The 15,187-nt window shown below is 71.6% G+C and carries 15 protein-coding genes; 3 read left to right on the forward strand and 12 right to left on the reverse strand.

Annotated elements, in window-relative coordinates; all coding sequences use genetic code 11:
- Nucleotides 1–2: 2 nt before the first annotated feature.
- A complete protein-coding gene (locus OIE67_RS44760) occupies nt 3–896 on the forward strand; it encodes a hypothetical protein (RefSeq protein ID WP_326631977.1) in 894 nt (297 codons plus the stop codon).
- On the opposite strand, the gene OIE67_RS44765 is transcribed toward OIE67_RS44760, so the two are convergent.
- Nucleotides 845–2,281, reverse strand: a complete 1,437-nt coding sequence (locus OIE67_RS44765; RefSeq protein WP_326631979.1) for an O-antigen ligase family protein — start codon at nt 2,279–2,281, stop codon at nt 845–847. The genes OIE67_RS44760 and OIE67_RS44765 overlap by 52 nt on opposite strands.
- Nucleotides 2,282–2,284: 3 nt before the next feature.
- On the reverse strand, nt 2,285–3,310 hold the full coding sequence (locus tag OIE67_RS44770; RefSeq protein ID WP_326631981.1) for a GumC domain-containing protein: 1,026 nt from the start codon (nt 3,308–3,310) through the stop codon (nt 2,285–2,287).
- Nucleotides 3,311–3,573: 263 nt separating this feature from the next.
- Between OIE67_RS44770 and OIE67_RS44775 the strand changes: the two genes are divergently transcribed.
- Nucleotides 3,574–4,446, forward strand: a complete 873-nt coding sequence (locus OIE67_RS44775; RefSeq protein WP_106246282.1) for a DUF6492 family protein — start codon at nt 3,574–3,576, stop codon at nt 4,444–4,446.
- Here OIE67_RS44775 and OIE67_RS44780 read toward each other — a convergent pair.
- The 9 genes from OIE67_RS44780 to OIE67_RS44820 all read right to left on the reverse strand — a co-directional run bounded on the left by OIE67_RS44780 (nt 4,425) and on the right by OIE67_RS44820 (nt 13,683).
- The gene (locus OIE67_RS44780) at nt 4,425–5,378 is read right to left on the reverse strand and encodes a hypothetical protein (RefSeq protein WP_326631984.1); all 954 of its coding nucleotides are present in this window, start codon (nt 5,376–5,378) and stop codon (nt 4,425–4,427) included. The genes OIE67_RS44775 and OIE67_RS44780 overlap by 22 nt on opposite strands.
- Nucleotides 5,379–5,486: 108 nt before the next feature.
- Nucleotides 5,487–6,374, reverse strand: coding sequence for a glycosyltransferase family 2 protein (locus OIE67_RS44785; protein WP_326631985.1), 888 nt, complete (start codon nt 6,372–6,374; stop codon nt 5,487–5,489).
- Entirely contained in the window at nt 6,361–7,809 is a 1,449-nt protein-coding gene (locus OIE67_RS44790) for an oligosaccharide flippase family protein (RefSeq protein WP_326631987.1), read from the reverse strand. The genes OIE67_RS44785 and OIE67_RS44790 overlap by 14 nt, the downstream gene beginning before the upstream one ends.
- Entirely contained in the window at nt 7,806–8,771 is a 966-nt protein-coding gene (locus OIE67_RS44795; protein ID WP_326631989.1) for a hypothetical protein, read from the reverse strand. The genes OIE67_RS44790 and OIE67_RS44795 overlap by 4 nt, the downstream gene beginning before the upstream one ends.
- Nucleotides 8,768–10,039: a DUF4910 domain-containing protein gene (locus OIE67_RS44800; protein ID WP_326631991.1), complete on the reverse strand. Its 1,272-nt coding sequence runs from the start codon at nt 10,037–10,039 to the stop codon at nt 8,768–8,770. The genes OIE67_RS44795 and OIE67_RS44800 overlap by 4 nt, the downstream gene beginning before the upstream one ends.
- Nucleotides 10,036–11,055: an NAD-dependent epimerase/dehydratase family protein gene (locus tag OIE67_RS44805; RefSeq protein ID WP_326631993.1), complete on the reverse strand. Its 1,020-nt coding sequence runs from the start codon at nt 11,053–11,055 to the stop codon at nt 10,036–10,038. The genes OIE67_RS44800 and OIE67_RS44805 overlap by 4 nt, the downstream gene beginning before the upstream one ends.
- A gap of 5 nt (nt 11,056–11,060) precedes the next feature.
- Complete coding sequence (locus tag OIE67_RS44810; RefSeq protein WP_326631994.1) at nt 11,061–11,711, reverse strand: PIG-L deacetylase family protein; 651 nt, start codon at nt 11,709–11,711, stop codon at nt 11,061–11,063.
- Entirely contained in the window at nt 11,708–12,484 is a 777-nt protein-coding gene (locus OIE67_RS44815; RefSeq protein WP_326631996.1) for a sugar phosphate nucleotidyltransferase, read from the reverse strand. Before OIE67_RS44815 ends, OIE67_RS44810 begins: the two co-directional genes overlap by 4 nt.
- The gene (locus tag OIE67_RS44820) at nt 12,481–13,683 is read right to left on the reverse strand and encodes a class I SAM-dependent methyltransferase (protein ID WP_326645684.1); all 1,203 of its coding nucleotides are present in this window, start codon (nt 13,681–13,683) and stop codon (nt 12,481–12,483) included. The genes OIE67_RS44815 and OIE67_RS44820 overlap by 4 nt, the downstream gene beginning before the upstream one ends.
- A 59-nt stretch (nt 13,684–13,742) precedes the next feature.
- Between OIE67_RS44820 and OIE67_RS44825 the strand changes: the two genes are divergently transcribed.
- On the forward strand, nt 13,743–14,330 hold the full coding sequence (locus OIE67_RS44825; RefSeq protein ID WP_326631997.1) for a dTDP-4-dehydrorhamnose 3,5-epimerase family protein: 588 nt from the start codon (nt 13,743–13,745) through the stop codon (nt 14,328–14,330).
- On the opposite strand, the gene rfbD is transcribed toward OIE67_RS44825, so the two are convergent.
- Nucleotides 14,312–15,163, reverse strand: coding sequence for a dTDP-4-dehydrorhamnose reductase (rfbD, locus tag OIE67_RS44830; protein ID WP_326632000.1), 852 nt, complete (start codon nt 15,161–15,163; stop codon nt 14,312–14,314). The genes OIE67_RS44825 and rfbD overlap by 19 nt on opposite strands.
- Between the last annotated feature and the right edge of the window lie 24 nt (nt 15,164–15,187).

The following is a 15,187-nucleotide window of genomic DNA, read 5'->3' on the forward strand; positions in this document are numbered from 1 at the left end:
CCATGCGCGCACGTCATCTCCTGCTCCTCGCCGCGGCGCTGGCCCCGGCCGCCTGCGACGCGGCCCCCGCCGCGACACCCACCCCGGCGCCCTCCCCCGTGATCGTCCGGACGGACGGCTCGTCCTGCCCCGACCACCCCACGCCCGCCTGCACCGGCGCGCCCCGGGACGTCAAGCTGAAGGAGATCCGGCTGAACACGGAGAACGTCGCCTACCGCGTACGGACCGACGGCACCGTGCTGGACGGCGTGCACATCCCCGGGCACCTGCTGATCCACGCGAACGACGTGACGATCACCAACAGCGTCATCGACGGCGACGTGATCAACGCCGACGGGCCCGAGTCGTTCCGGTTCACGATCACCGACTCCACGGTGGGCACCACGGCCAAGTGCGAGCCGCTGCCCGCGATCGGCTACGACAAATACCGGGCCACCCGCGTCCTGGTGCAGGGCCACAGCGACGGCTTCCGCGTCTCCGGCGACGACGTGGAGATCCGCGACTCCTTCGTCAAGCTCTGCTCGCGGCCGGGCGACCACTCCGACGGCATCCAGTCCTACAACGGCGGCAAGGGCCTGCTGTTCCACCACAACACCGTCGACCAGCGCGAGGCCAAGGACATCACCGCGCCGATCTTCCTGGTGGACGAGAAGTCGGAGGACGTGGTCGTCACCGACAACCTCATCATGGGCGGCACCTACAGCCTCCAGGTGCGCAACGCCCGCGGCCGGCAGGTGGTGCGCGGCAACAAGGTGGTGGACAAGTCCTGGGCGTACGGGCCCGCCGACTCCGAGTGCGGCCGGACGGAGTGGTCCGGCAACGAGCTGGTCACCATCGACGAGAACTATCGGATCACCTCGATCGTCGGCCCGCTGGCCTGCGCGGGAGAGAGCTGACCCGCCTGCCGACCCGCCTGCTGATCCGCCTGCTGATCGGCCTGCTGATCCGCTCTGGCCGCCCGTAGCAGCGCTCCGGCCGAGCCGACCAGGACGAACGCCAGGCCCGTCACGGTCGCGAACGACAGCAGGTCGAACGTGAGCGAGCCCACCAGCGGCACGACCAGGCAGGCGGCGACGGTGAGGCACAGGTCGCGGTCGCCGGGGTCGGTGCTGAGATGCCTGGCCCGCAGCGCCGCGTAGCAGGCCACCACGAACAGCGCGGCGAAGGTGACGGTGCCGAGCAGTCCCGTCTCGACCATGGACAGGATGTACTGGTTGTCGAAGATCTGGTGCTTGGGGGCGTACCAGGTGCCCAGGCCCCGGCCGAGCCAGAAGTGTTGGCCGATCTGCTGGGCGGCCACGGCGTAGTCGTGCGTCCGGTACTGGATGCTCTCGTCGTTGCCGAGGTCGGTGAACAGCCCCGTGATGGCCCCGAGCAGGCCCGGCACGGTCACCCTGATCACCACCAGGAACCCGGCCGCCACCAGCAGTGTGGCCAACCGCCGCCGCCAGGACCAGCCGGCGAACAGCACCACGCCCACGACGAGCAGGCTCAGCATGGCCGAGCGCGACACCGAGAACATCAGGCCCAGACCGATCAGCGCCGTGCACACCCACCACCGCAGCGCCGGCTCGGCCCGCAGCCGGGCCCGGGTGGCGTAGTGGGCGGCCAGCGGCAGCAGGATGGCGCAGGTCACGCCGAACTCGATCGGATGGCCGGTCGTCGCGGCCACCCGGCGCAGGTCGGCCCGCTCCAGCACGAACGAGTCGCCCTCACTGGTGTAGCGCAGGATCGGCAGCTCAAGGAATCTGGTCAGGTCGATGGAGAGCAGGAACTGCAGGGCCGCGATCACCGAGATGACCGCCCCGCAGACGACCAGGGTCCTGAGCACGAAATCCAGCCTGCGCCGGTCGCGCACGCCGTCGCAGACCGTCAGCGCCAGCCCCACCGTCGCGATCACGAGCACGAACGAGTGATCGCTCAGGTTGAGCTCGTCGGAGTCCATGTAGCCCCAGGTGGACATCCCGTAGGTGGCCACCATCGAGGTGAAGTAGGCGAACAGGGCCGTGCGCACGGGGTTGCGTCCCTTGGCCGCCCCCAGCGTGAGCGTGAGCTGCGCGCACAACCAGAGCACCGCCGCGCCGAGGCTCACCACGTTGGCCGGGGTGAGCGACAGGGGCAGACCCTTCAGCACGAGCCGGGCCGGCACGATCAGCAGCACGGCGGCGAACACCGCGGCCACGGTTGCCCCGTCGGCCCGCCCCGACAGCGGCGGCGCGCCGGGAAGCCGGGTGGTCGCGGACGTGTGAGCCCGGGCGTGGGCGTGGGCGGGGGCGGCCACCGGTCACGCCCCCGTCTTCCCGGCCTCGGAGGTCTCGGACATGTCGGACGTCTCGGGTGTCTCGGTCCGGGGCGTCTCAGCCGAGGGTGTCTCGGTCCGGGGCGTCTCAGCCGAGGGTGTCTCGGTCCGGGGCGTCTCAGCCGAGGGCGTCTCGGTCCGGGGCGTCTCAGCCGAGGGCGTCTCGGTCCGGGGCGTCTCAGCCGAGGGCGTCTCGGTCCGGGGCGTCTCAGCCGAGGGCGTCTCGGTCCGGGGCGTCTCAGCCGAGGGCGTCTCGGTCCGGGGCGTCTCAGCCGAGTGTGTCTCGGTCTGGGGCGTCTCGGTCTGGGGCGTCTCGCCGTCGTCGTGCCGGCGGGCCCGGAGGGGGCGGCGCCGGGCGAAGCGGGCGCCGAGGGGCGCCGCCAGGCTCTCGGCCGCGAACGCGGCGCACAGCGAGGCGATCATCCCCAGGCCGAGCGCCGCCGCGGCCGAGCGCAGCTTCCTGCCCTGCTGGGGCGCCGGACTGGTCGGCGGCACGGCCTCGCTGATCGTGATGTACGTGCCCGCGGGTGCCCGCACCTGCCGCTGGCGGGTGTCGAGTTCCTGCCTGATCCGCGCGACGGCCTTGTGCACGATGGCCGTGGCCTCCCGCGGCGACCGGCTCTCCCCCTCCACGAACACCAGCGGCCCCGTGGCCAGCGACTCCAGGTTGTTGGTGCCGTTGGTCACCGCGTACTTGGTCGGGCCCTCGCTGGTGACCCCCATCTCCGCCACCATGTCCGGCGTGCTCATGACGCTGATCAGGATGGAGGCGGCCACCTCGAGCCCGTGGTCGAAGTTGAGCAGCGGGTTGACCCGGGGCAGGGGCAGGTCGGGGTCGGACGGGAGGGTGCCGCCGCTGTTCGGCGCGGTGAGCAGGAGGACCGCGGTCGTGGTGTAGGTGATCGGGACCGTGGAATAGGCGTAGAAGGCGGCGCCGACGGCGGCCAGGAAGGCGGGAACGGCGACGTACCACCGACGCGCCAGGACGAGGACAGTCCCCCAGAAATCCACGCGCCCTCCCCTGCGAGTCCCGCCTCATGGATGTCGCCCGAAACAGGGTGGAGCGTTACACAAGCCGTGTAACACCAGCTATCGCCCGCCGATATGGATACAAGAGGCTAACTTTCACCCGGCCACCGCCGCGCGGCCGAGTGGCCCCAGCAGGCAGTGAAGGCGGTGCTCATCGCGCGGCGCGACACGGGCGGGCCCATGGCGGCCGGGCCGGGGGCGATCGAGCGGTGCTCCCGGATCACCGGACCCGATGGGAGTCATCCGTGAGCAAGCTGGCGGTCATCACCCCGTCCTACGCCCTGGACGCCGAGCTGTTCGCCGAGTTGCACCGTTCCGTCCTGGAGTTCACCTCCGAGGACACCATCCACCACGTCTTCGTCCCGCCGGGCGACCGCGCGGCCTTCGCCCGCTTCGAAGGCCCCCGCTGCCACGTGTGGGTCCGCTCGGAGCTGCTGCCCCGCCGCTACCTGCGGCTGCCCGGCACCGACCTGTACGTCAACTACCGCCGCCCCTGGCCCCCGCTGCGCGGCTGGGTGATGCAGCAGACGGTCAAGATCGCCTCGGCCGGGATGCTCGACGCCGACGCCATGCTCATCATCGACTCCGACACCGTGCTCGTCCGCCCGACCAGCGCCGAGTCCTTCACCGTCGACGGGCGGCTGTGCCTGTACCGGCTGGAGAACGGCGTCACGGCCGAGATGGAGCGGCACGTCATCTGGCACCGGGTCGCCCGCGAGCTGCTCGGCCTGCCGCCCGCCCCGTCCCCGCCGCTGCCCGACTACGTGACAGCGCTGACTTTCTGGGACCCGGAGATCGTCCGGGCCATGCAGCGGCGCATCACCCAGGTGACCGGACGCGACTGGCTCGACGCGTTCAACTCCCAGCTGCACGTCTCCGAGTTCATCCTGTACGGCGTCTTCGTGGACGAGGTGCTGAAGGCGGACCCGCCGATCAACACCACGATCTGCCACCTGAGCTACAACCACGAGCCGTGGGACGTGGCGCAGGCGGTGGCCTTCGCCGACCGGCTGCCGCAGGAGGCGGTGGGGATGATGATCTCGGCCAAGTCGCACACGCCGGCGGAGGCCAGGGCGGCCGCCATCGCGCGGTGCGCTCAGGTCGTCGAGTCGAGCTGACCTTCCTTCGGCCCGTCGTCGTCCGGCCCGTCGTCGTCCGGCCCGTCGTCGTCCGGCCCGTCGTCCTTCTCGGACTCGTCCTTTTCTTGCTCGGTCTCGATGACCTGGATCGGGCCGGTGGTCTCCTCGGCCAGCTCGTCCACCGTCAGCGGGAAGCCGGACATCATGGGCAGGCGCGACCTGGAGCCGTTGACCGCAGGAACGCCGTCCGCCACCGGCTGCTCGGCCACGACCTCGGCCCAGACCCCCTGCTCCGCCTCCTCCGCCTCCGCCTGCGTCGATTCCGCCGAGGGCTCGGGTGCGGGCGAGGAGTCCGCACCGGCCCGGCGCGTGGAGCGGATCCGCTGGACCGCGTAGGCCAGGCCCAGCCCGCCGACGATGCCGAGCACGCCGCCGAAGCCCGCGGCGGCCAGCCGGTCGCCGATGGACGCCCTGGGCGTGGTGGGCGGCATCACGTCCATGATCCCGATGTGCGTGCTGATCGGCGCGTCCAGCGCGGTCTGCCGTTTGGCCAGCTCCAGCCGTACCCGCAGCTGGGCCTTGCGCATGACCTCCCGCACGGTGGCGGGAGAGTCGCTCTCGACCTCGACGTAGACGAACGGCCCGTTGGTGCTGATGCCGAGCAGGTCGGGGTTGGTCCGCCCGTCGTTGATGACCACGGCGGTGGGCCCGTTCTCGGGCGCGCCGAGCTCGGCGTACACGTCGCGCGTGTTGGTGGCCAGGATGAGGATGCCCGCGGTCGTGCGCAGGGCGTCGTTGAACTGCAGCAGCGGGTTGGTCAGCCCCGTCCGGCTCTGCGGCTCGGTCTCCAGCGTGCCGCCGGTGGCGGGCACGGTGAGCACCATGGACGCGGTGGAGACGTAGCGGCTCGGCATGAGGAAGTAGGCGGCCAGGGCGAGCCCGATGGCCGCGATGACGACAGGCGGCCCCACGACCTTCTTCCGGGCCAGACCAAGGATGGTCCTCCAGAAGCGCACTTTTCCGCCCCCGTCACATTTTGTCCCGCTGCAAACGGGAAATCGCTCTGTTCATCGGACGTGTTACACGAGACGGGCAAGGGAGAGAAGCTTGCGGCTCCTGTGCGCGATGGTGCGCCGCTGCCGTCGCGCGAACATGCGCAACACCGCCGTACGGGCCCGGCGGCGCTGCGCCTCGGTGAGCTCGGCCTGGCGCAGCCAGCGCAGCAGTTCCCGGCACTGGAGCGTGTTGGCCAGATGCGACTGCCAGGACGGCACGTCGAGCCGGCCGGCCAGCCGGGTGATCCGTTCCGCCCGCCAGTTGCGGTGCGAGAGCACCTCGGGAACGTGCGCCCACGGCCCGGCCAGCGCCAGCTTGGCCGCGTACACCTCGTCCTCGCGCAGCATGTTGCGCCGCGGGATCTCGGTCGCGGGCCCGCGCCGCAGCAGCCCGTAGAGCGGGTCGATGAGGAACGGGCTCTCGTTGAGCAGCCTGAGCATCTCCGTGAACCGCTCGACCGGGTCGTCGGAGCCCAGCCCGGCGCCCTGTGCGGGGCCCGGGTAGGGGATGGTGGTGACCTGGCCGCCGGCGCGGGTGTAGGCCACCTGGTTGGTGACGAGGACGAGCCGCTCGTCGGCGGCGAAGGCGGCCAGGGTGCGGGAGACGCAGGAGGGCTCCAGGCGGTCGTCGTCGCCGATCCAGCGGATGTACGCGCCGCGCGAGATCCTGGCCGCGTGGGTGAAGTTGCCGAGCAGGCCGACGTTGCGCGGGTGCCGGTGGTAGACGATCCGCTCGTCGGCCGCGGCCAGGTCGCGGCAGAGCTCCTCGGTGGCGTCGGTGGAGGCGTTGTCGGAGATGACCAGCTCGATGCTCGGATGGTTCTGGCCCAGCACCGAGCGGATGACGCCTTCGAGGCGTTCCGCCCCGTTGCGTACCGGCAGGGCGATCGAGACGAGCTCAGAGTCGCGCATGGACCCTCCCTTGGCGTACGAGTCGCTTCAGCACGGCGCGCGGCACCACGACGAGCACGAACAGCAGCAGCCCCGCCCCGCCGGCCACGCACAGCTCGAAGAAGGCGCCGTCGATCACCGTGGCCAGCGCCGTCATGACGCCGCCGGCCAGCGCCGCGCCCAGCAGCGGCCGGGCCAGCCCCGCCGCGACCAGCCGCACGGGCAGGCCCGAGCGCCGCAGGGCCACGGCGAGCAGCGGCAGCGCGACCAGCACCGCGATGACGGCGTGCGCCATGGCCGCGCCCCTGATGCCGTCGAGCGTGGCTCCGATGAGCAGCGCGGGCAGCAGCGCGGCTGCCCAGCACAGGTTCACCCACATGGTCGCCTTCGTCCGGCCGAGCGCCGCGAGGATGTCGGTGATGAGCAGGCTCAGCATGCGGACGGCCATCACCATGGCCAGGAAGCGCAGCGCCTGGGCGGCGGGCAGCCAGGACGCGCCGTACAGGAACTCCACGACCGCGGGCGCGAGCGTGCTCAGCAGCGCGGCGATCGGCAGCACCAGGCCGGCCAGCAGCGGCACGGCCTGCCGCACGCCCTCCCGCGTCGACTCCTCACCCTCCTCGGCCAGGCGCGCGAAGCTGGGCAGCGCGACGTAACGGATGGCGGTGCCGATGAGGCCGGGCACCCAGCTGGAGATGTTGTACGCGAGCAGGTAGTAGCCCAGCAGCACGGGTCCGAGCACGTCGCCGACGATGACCGCGTCCATGTTGAGCAGCAGCCCTTCCAGGCCCAGGCTGACGCAGAGCGGCAGCCCGAAGCGCAGCAGCCGGGCCGCCAGCACGCGGTCGAAGCCGAGCTCGATCTTGACCCGGGCCAGGACGAGCACGAGCAGGCCGGTGAGCACGCCGCCGCTGAGCTGCCCCCAAGCGAAGCTGTAGGCCCCGGCGCCGTTCGCGGCCAGGGTGATGGAGACGGCGGCGGTGACGACGAAACCGGCCAGGTTGGCCCAGGCCAGCTTGTCCTGCTCGAACCTGCGCATGAGCGTGGCGCTGCGGACCGCGGTCAGCCCGTAGACGACGTTGGTGGCCATGAGGACGCGGATCACCCACGTGGCGTCCTCGCTGCCGGCCAGCCGCGCGTAGAACGGCGCGATCACCCAGAACAGGGCGTAGAGGGTCAGGCTGGAGGCGATGGCGACCACGGTGGCCGTCGGGGCGACCTCCTCCAGCCGGCCGCGCCACTGCACGGTCGCCGCGATCACCCCGGCGTCGTTGATGTAGATGACGAACTGGGTGGCGGCCAGGGCGATGGCGAACACGCCGAAGTCCTCGGGCACCAGCAGCCTGGCCAGCACCAGGCTCATCGTGAACGAGCCCGCCCGCATCACCAGGTTGCCGAGCAGGCTCCAGCGCAGGCCGCGCCCGGCCTTGCGGCCTATGTCGCCGGCTTCGCTCACGGGGCTTCCCCGCCGGCCGGCACCCGTTCCAGCCAGATCTCCCGCCAGAACGGGACGAACTCGCGCGGGCAGTTGGCGTTGTAGACGCCCTCGCAGACCAGGTCGTCGAGGATGATGCAGGGGCTCTTCATGTGCAGCATGCGCCCGGTCTTCTCATCCAGGCAGCGCTCGACCCTGGCGCGTACGCGCGCCGTCCTGCCGCAGTAGCGGGCCATCTCCTCCTCGAACCCGAGGCCGCGGTTGAGCAGGTCGTCGTTGAGCGTGTCCAGGATCTCGTCCTTCGACTTGATCCTGACCAGCTCGCCCGGCCGCAGGTCCAGGCTGCCCGTCGGGGTGACCCGGCCGGCCCGGCCCTGGACGAAGCCCCAGCGCAGCCCGCCCCTGATCCACAGGCGGCGCGGCAGCAGCTTCCTGCTGACGTCCTGGAAGCGGTTGAACAGCCCGACGAGGAACGTGCGCACGGTCGCGAGCACGCCCGCGTTGCCGGTGCGCACGTCCGTGACGTACTGGCCGAGGTCGCGGAAGGGCAGGCAGGTGGGCGCCGCGCGGAGCAGCTCGGTGGCCTGGCAGGCGTAGCCGTCCTCGCCCTTGCGGGTGTTGACCTCCAGCAGCTTCAGCAGCCGCTCCTCGGGCACGGCCGGGGCCTGGGGAGCGTCTGGTTCGACCCGTCTGAGCCAGGCCTCCTTCCAGTAGAGCGAGCAGGCCGTCTGGCAGCCGCCGTGGCCGCCGCCGTCGCAGCGCGCCCCGGTGAGGTGCACGGCGCGTTCCATCCGCCGCATGCCGCTGCGGCTGATCGTGTCGCAGAGCTTGTGCGCCACCTTGTGCACGGTCATCCGCCGCCCGCAGAAGGCCAGCATCTCCGGCATGAACGGCAGGCTCTCCAGCTCGCCCCGCTCGTCCAGCGTGGCCAGGATCTCCGCCTCGCTCCGCACCTCGACGAGGTCCCCCACCCGCAGGTTCATCCGCCCTCTCCCACCCGCTTGAGCAGGCCCGCGCCCTCCAGCGCGCCCGCCGCCTCGGCGACCGCCCCGAAGGGCAGGCCCGCCCGCTCCGCGATGTCCAGCAGGCCGTGATCGCCGTCGGACAGGTTCAGCACCCATAACATCGCCATCTGCGCCTGTTTCGTGTCACTTCTGCCGCCGAGTGAGCCGTACAGGCCGCGCCGGCCCAGCTGCGGCTCCCCGTACGGGCTCAGGTTCTGGTAGCGGCCGTCACGTTCCAGCACCTGGACCGCCGCCCACAGCGCGTCCAGGGTGTCGGCCATGGCCTCCGGCGAGACGAAGCCCACGTCGTCTCCCGAGGTGTGGTACTCGGGGTAGCCCGCGTACGGCGTCCTGGTCAGGCTGCCGACGGGCAGGTTGAACCCGGGCGAGCAGAACTGCCGCTCGTCGTACCCGTACGGCGCGAAGTCGACGACCGTGTGCGGCCTGTCGCGCAGCACGGCCGTCATCACCCGGTCGATCGGCGCGTCCCCGCGCCGGCTGCGCTTGTACGTCAGCGCGCCCGGGTCCCCCGCGCAGGCCAGCGTGAGCCCGTGCCGGACGCGCCCGGTGCGCTCCCGGTTGCGCGCCAGCCAGGTGATGGCGCCGATCGTGCCGGGGGCGAACAGGAACCGGTAGGTGTGGCGGGGCTCGCGCAGCCGGCCCGCGAGCGCGGTGGCCACGGCGATGCCGGCCAGGTTGTCGTTGGCCAGCGACGGATGGCAGACGTGGCAGGAGATGAGCACCTCCTCGTCGGTGCGCCCCCGTACGACGTGCTCGGCGTACGTCAGGTGCCCGTCGGCCAGCGTCGAGTCGATCACCACCTCGTACGGCCCCGGCCCCATCCCGTCGAGCGTGTCCTGGCTCAGGCAGAACCCCCACGTCTCGGCGTAGTACGAGGTCCGGTAGGGCACCAGGCCGGGCTGCTCGGGCAGCGTGTGCAGGTGGGGGCGCAGCTCGTCCAGCGTCATGACGGCCGAGACGGGCACGCTGTAGCCCACGACGTGCAGGTTCGAGCGCCGGAAATCCACCACCCTGACCCCGGACGGGTCCTTGACGTAGGCGTCGCGGATGTTCCACTCCCTGGGCACGGTCCAGTCGAGCACTTGGGTGCCGGTGGGCACCTCGTGCACCTCCAGCTCCAGGTGCTCGCCGACGATGTCGAGCGTGGCGCGCACGCCGTCGCCCGTGATGGAGCGGCACAGCGGGTAGAGCCGCTCCACCAGGGCGTGCATCTCCTCGCCTGTCACGTCCGCAGCTCCTCGGAGACCGTGCCGGCCGCGCGGCGGTCGGCCAGCCAGGCCAGCCTGGTGAAGCGCTGGCGGAAGTCCGTGACCGTCAGCCCGTGGCACCGGTAGGCGTCGGCCAGCTCGACGGCGCCCGCCTTCACCGTCCAGCGGGCGTGCAGCTCGGGCAGCGCCGCGCGGATGCGGGAGAAGTCGACCCGGTACGAGCGCGGGTCGGCTCCCGTCTCACCGGTGACCAGCAGCTCGGAGCCGGGCACCGCCTCCACGACGTGCTCGGCGATCTCGGCGACGGTCAGGTTGTTCTGCTCGCCGCCCACGTTGAACGCCCTGGCGTGCACGGCCGCGCGCGGCGCGGTGAGCGCGGCGGCGAAGGCGTCGGCGATGTCGGCCACGTGCACGAGGGGCCGCCACGGGGTGCCGTCCGACAGCACGCGGACCTGCCCGGTCAGGTGGGCGTGGCCGACGAGGTTGTTCAGCACGATGTCGGCGCGCAGCCTCGGGGAGAAGCCGAACGCGGTCGCGTTGCGCAGGAACACCGGGGTGAAGTCGGCGTCGGCCAGCTCGATCAGCTCGTCCTCGACGCGGACCTTCGACTCCGCGTACGGGGTGACGGGACGCAGCGGGGCGTCCTCACCGAGCAGGTCGTCGCCGCCGGAGGCGCCGTACACCGAGCAGGTGGAGGCGTACAGGAAGCGGCGCACGCCCGCGTCGCGGGCCAGCCTGGCCAGCCGGACCGAGGCGTGGTGGTTGATGTCGTAGGTGAGCTCGGGCGCGAGCGCGCCCAGCGGGTCGTTCGAGAGCGCGGCCAGGTGGATCACCGCGTCGAAGCCTTCGAGCAGCCCGGCCGGCACGTCGCGCAGGTCCATCCGGTGACCCGGCGGGTCGTCCGGCGGCGGGCCGAGCACGCACTCGGCGAACAGCCCGGAGTCGAGGCCCACCACCTCGTGGCCGGCCCGGGCGAGCACCGGCGCCATGACGGTGCCGAGATAGCCCTGGTGTCCCGTGAGTAACACACGCATGCCGATCAGCCTCCAGTTAGATCTAGGGCGAGTTTGTGCAGGTAGAAAGCCTCCGCATGGCGTGCGTGACACTCGATGCCGCGGATTCTGGCCAGCCCGAGGAAGGCCTCCCTGTCGAACCAGGGGCGGTGCCGCTGCGAGGGGTAGTGCTCCCACAGCAGGTTGACCTTGCGCTCGGCCAGGGCCAGGTCGAGCGGCTGGTAGGCGTTGGGCCGGCCGAGGTCGCCGTCCCATTTGACGATCTCGTACCCGAGTGTGAGGTGGTCGCGGAAGGCGGTGGGGACGAGCTGGGCCAGCCCCCGGTGGTCCTGGTGCGCGTCGCCCGCGTGCGGCGCCAGGATCAGGTCCGGCTCGGTACGCAGGCGCAGCCCCTCGACCGCGGCCTTGGCCTCGTCCCAGTGGGCCGGCAGCCGCCCGTCGGGCAGTTTGCCCACCTCGACGCGCAGGTCGGCGCCGGGGCAGAAGGCGGCCAGCGCGGTGCGTTCCTCCTCCTCGCGTACGGTCCCGCCCCCCGACAGGATGAGCGCGTCGACCTTGATGCCCGGGTGCGCGGTGCACATGACCAGGAGCGTGCCGCCCGCGCCGATGGCCAGGTCGTCGCAGTGGGCCGCCAGCAGCGCGATCCGGCGCAGACCGGCCGGGAAGAGCCGGTTCACGCCCGCTCCCACAGGGCCCAGGGCCGTTCGCCGCGGGTGTAGGCCCGGTCCAGCTCCATGCGCTGGTTGACGGTGTCGGTGGGCCGCCAGTAGCCGCGGTACGGGTAGGCCATCAGGCGGCCGCGCTTGGCCAGCTCCTTGCAGCCGTCCACGAGCAGGTCGCCGTTCTCGGGGATGTGGTCGAAGATTTCCTGACGTAAGACGAAATATCCGCCGTTTACCCATAAGGGCATTTCGGTGACCGCGGTGATCTGACCGACCATCCCGTTCTCCCCCACCTCCACGCAGTGGAAGGTGCCCGGCGGCGGCACCGCCATGAGCGTGCCACCCGCCCCCGACGCGGCGAACCTGCCGATGATCTCCGGCAGCGGCGCGTCCGTGAGCACGTCCGCGTAGTTGGCCAGGAACATCTCCTCGCCGTCCAGGTGCTCGCGCACCCGGCGCAACCGCTCCCCGATCGACGACTCGACCCCCGTGTGGATGAAGGAGATCGTCCAATCGGAGATGTCGTTGCCCAGCAGCTCGACGTCGCCGCGGCGCAGGACGAAGTCGTTGCTGGCGGTCTCCTCGTACCTGAGGAAGAAGTTCTTGATCTGCTCGGCGCCGTAGCCGAGGCAGAGCACGAACTCCTTGTGCCCGAAGTGCGCGTAGTAGCGCATGACATGCCAGATCAGCGGCCTCGGGCCGACGAGCTGCATCGGCTTCGGCACGTCGCCTGAGCCGCCCGTACGCATGCGCGTGCCGTACCCGCCGCAGAAGAGGACGACCTTCACACGACCTCCAGTGTGGGGATGGGGAAGACCAGCCGGCCGCCCCAGTCACGGACGAAGGACAGCTGCTCGATCAGCTCGTCCCGCAGGTTCCACGGCAGGACGAGGACGTAGTCGGGCCGGTCCGCCGCGATGCGCTCGGGCGGGAAGATCGGGATGCGCGCCCCGGGGGTGAACTTGCCGTGCTTGTACGGGTTGCGATCCACCGTGTACGCCAGCAGGTCGGGCCGAACCCCGCAGTGGTTCAGCAGCGTGTTGCCCTTGCCCGGCGCCCCGTACCCGACCACGGTGCTGCCCTCCTCGGCCGCGTTGACCAGGAAGGTCAGCAGGTCCCGCCGGACCTTGGCCACCCGCTCGGAGAAGTCGATGTAGCCCGAGATGTCGTGCAGCCCCGCCGCCTTCTCCATCGCCAGCACGTCGGCCACCCGCTGCGAGGGCGTGCCCGAGGGCCGGGCCCACAGCCGGATGGAGCCGCCGTGCGTGGTCAGCAGCTCCACGTCCACCAGCGTCAGCCCGCCGCCGGCCAGGGCGCGCCGGGCGGAGGCGACCGTGTAGTACTGGAAGTGCTCGTGGTAGATCGTGTCGTACTGGTTCAGCCGCATCAGCGTGAGCAGGTGCTGCACCTCGATCGAGACCACGCCGTCGTCGGCGACCAGCGTGCGCAGGCCCTCGGTGAAGCCGATCACGTCGGGGATGTGCGCGTAGACGTTGTTGGCCACCACGTGATCGGCGGTGCCGTGCTCCCGTACGACGGCACGGGCGCTCTCGGGGGTCAGGAACGCCGTCACCGTCGGCACGCCGCGCTCCCTGGCCGCCTCGCCCACGTTCACCGACGGTTCGATGCCCAGGCAGCGCACGCCCCGGTCCACCACGTGCCGCAGCAGGTAGCCGTCGTTGCTGGCCACCTCCACCACGAACGCGTCCGGCCGCGGGTCCAGCTCGGCCACGAAGGCGCGGGCGTGCTCGACCCAGGAGGCGGAGTAGGAGGAGAAGTAGGCGTAGTCGGTGAAGGTGTCCTCAGGGGTGATCAGCGGCGGGATCTGCGCGAGCCAGCACGACGTGCACACGCGCAGGTGCAGCGGATAGGTCGTCTCTGGCTCTTCCAGCTGCTCGGCGGTGAGGATGCGCTCGCAGGGAGGTGTGGCCCCGAGGTCCACCACGCTGGCGAGCTCCGCCGAGCCGCATAACCGGCAAGTCATCATTCGCACGCTCCAAGAGATTGATATTTCGCCGGGGCCGGGGATCTCGTTACTGTCGGACCATGGATCCCCTCGGCATCGATGGCGCCTGGCGTCACACGCCGCGCGTCCACACCGACCCCCGCGGCGCGTTCTTCGAGGCCTTCCGCGCCGCCGACCTGCCCCGGCGGTTCGACCTGGCCCAGGTCAACTGCTCCGTCTCCGCCCAGGGCGTGCTGCGCGGCGTGCACTTCGCCGACGTGCCGCCGGGACAGGCGAAATATGTGATGTGCCTGGCCGGCAGCGTCATGGACGTCGTCGTGGACCTGCGCGCGGGCTCGCCCACGTTCGGCCGGTGGGAGGCCGTGACACTCGACGACGAGTCGCGCACGGCGGTGCTCATCGGCGAGGGGCTGGGGCACGCGTTCATGGTGCTCAGCCCGAGCGCCACGGTCGCGTACCTGTGCTCCGAGCCCTACGCGCCGGCCCGCGAGCACGGGGTGCACCCGCTCGACCCGGACCTGTCGATCGGCTGGCCGGCCGGCGTCGAGCCCGTGTTGTCCGAGAAGGACGCCAAGGCGCCCACCCTCGCGGAGGCGCTGGCCGGCGGGCTGCTGCCGGACCACCGCGCGTGCGAGGAGTTCTACGCTGATCACACCACGCTCCGCTGACGGCTCATCGCCAGCACGGGCCAGGCCGCGTGCAGGGCCTCGCGCCAGTGCCTGATCGGCTGCCATCGGGTGTGGGCCAGCACGCTGTTGGCCGGCCGCACCGCCGCCCGCGACAGCCGTGCGGACGGCACCGGGCGCACCCGTCCCGGATCCTCACCGAGCAGCGCGAAGATCTCCTTGGCGAACCCGCACCAGGTCGTCTCCCCCGAGCTCGTGCCGTGGTAGACGCCGGGCGGCAGGTCCGACTGCGCCAGCCGGACGAGATAGTCGGCCAGGTCGGCGCTCCACGTCGGCTGCCCGCGCTGGTCGTCGACCACGTCCACGGTCGGCCGCTCCCCGGCCAGGCGGATCATCGTGCGGACGAAGTTGACGCCGTGCGCGCCGTACAGCCACTCCGTGCGCACCACGTAGTGGCCGTGCTCCAGCGCCGCCGCCTCGCCCGCCAGCTTGCTCCTGCCGTACGCGTTCACCGGCCCGGTCCGCGCGTCCTCCCGGTACGGCAGCGCGGCCGTGCCGTCGAAGACGTAGTCGGTGGACACCTGGACCAGCCTCGCCCCCACGAGGTCGCACGCCTCGGCCAGCCAGCGCACGGCGGTCCCGTTGACCGCCAGCGCGTCGGCCTCGTTCGCCTCGGCGTCGTCCACCGCCGTCCAGCCGGCGCAGTTGAGCACGACCCTGGGCCGGTAGGCGGAGACGAAGTCGCGCACCGCCCGCCGGTCGCGCACGTCCAGCTCGCCGCGCCCGAGCGCGAGCACCGGCTCGCCGGTCAGCGCGGTCCGATCGAGGGCGTCGTTCGCGAGCATGCCGCCCGCCCCCGTGATGAGCCACCTCATGCCGCCTCCAGGCATAAAAGAGCG

This window comes from Nonomuraea fuscirosea (assembly GCF_035917475.1).
In the GTDB taxonomy this organism is placed as follows: Bacteria; Actinomycetota; Actinomycetes; order Streptosporangiales; family Streptosporangiaceae; genus Nonomuraea; species Nonomuraea fuscirosea.